A 1,119-nucleotide genomic window follows, 5' to 3' on the forward strand; every position below is an offset into this window, starting at 1 on the left:
ATGAGTAATCAATTAACAGTTGAGCAATTGCAAGAATTACTTCAAATTCAGAAGGACTTCGATGATAGAATACCAACGTTGAATTTAGAAGATAGTAAAATCGCCTACATTGTTGAATTTTTTGAGTGGTTCAATACGCTGGAGACTTTCAAAAACTGGAAGAAAAATCCAGGTAAACCTTTAGAAGTGCAGCTAGATGAATTGGCAGATATGTTAGCGTTTGGCTTGAGCATAGCGAATCAACAGATTACTGACACAGAAGGGTTTGCAACACTTTTATCAGAAGTTGAATTGCCGGGATCCGAATTGCTAGAAGTGGATTTCGGGGAACCTGAATTTGTACACGCTACTATTGAAGGGTTTAGTGAGTTCGATTTTGAGCCTGGATCTTCTGTGTTAACGCCTTTTGTCTTTGCCTATCGACTGTACTCAATCGAACAACTCATTGACGCATACAAAAAGAAAATGGAGAGGAACCATGCAAGACAAGACGGGACAGCAGACGTCGAAAAAGGATACGTCTAAAAAAGACATATACGAAAAAGTTAAAGAGGTGCTAGGTAAATCATGAATCATAAAATTAATTATTTAAATAGCGTGTACGAATTTTACTTGTATTTGCGGGTTAAAGAGTTTGTTGAACAACTATATCGATACTTTAAGCAATTGTATCAAGTCGTTAGGGAGGGAGTGTTGAAAAATGGGCGTTTTTAGCTTAGCACTTATGAACATAATGATGTTACTCGTGATATTTCTAGTGGGCTATCAATTTAAAAACAAATACGTTAACTCTGCAGCGGACTATATCATAGGCCTATTAGTATTACTATCAATTGCCATAGGTGATATGCGTGACGAGATATTCATGCCAATAACAATTTTAATGGCAGTCGCGTTTTCTCGATTGCGTATTTTGGAATACTACAAAAAACGCGCATGGTACCATCGAGCCCATTTGCATGCTCGAATTGAAATGCTTGAAGAGGAGTTGTCAAAAAAGTGAAACACCTTGTAACTGTTTTATTAACTGCACTTGTAGCATATGAACTATACATTCATTTAACAGCGAATGATGAAGTGGATGAGCCATTCAGTTCGCTAGACCAGGTTGATTTGAAT

The 1,119-nt window shown here is 37.2% G+C and carries 1 protein-coding gene; it reads left to right on the forward strand.

Annotation, left to right across the window (positions count from 1 at the left end; genetic code table 11):
- Positions 1–525 (forward strand): dUTPase (locus CD122_RS10155; protein ID WP_103358860.1); only part of this gene is annotated, 525 nt, incomplete at its 5' end.
- Positions 526–1,119 lie beyond the last annotated feature (594 nt).

This window comes from Staphylococcus rostri (assembly GCF_002902145.1).
In the GTDB taxonomy this organism is placed as follows: Bacteria; Bacillota; Bacilli; order Staphylococcales; family Staphylococcaceae; genus Staphylococcus; species Staphylococcus rostri.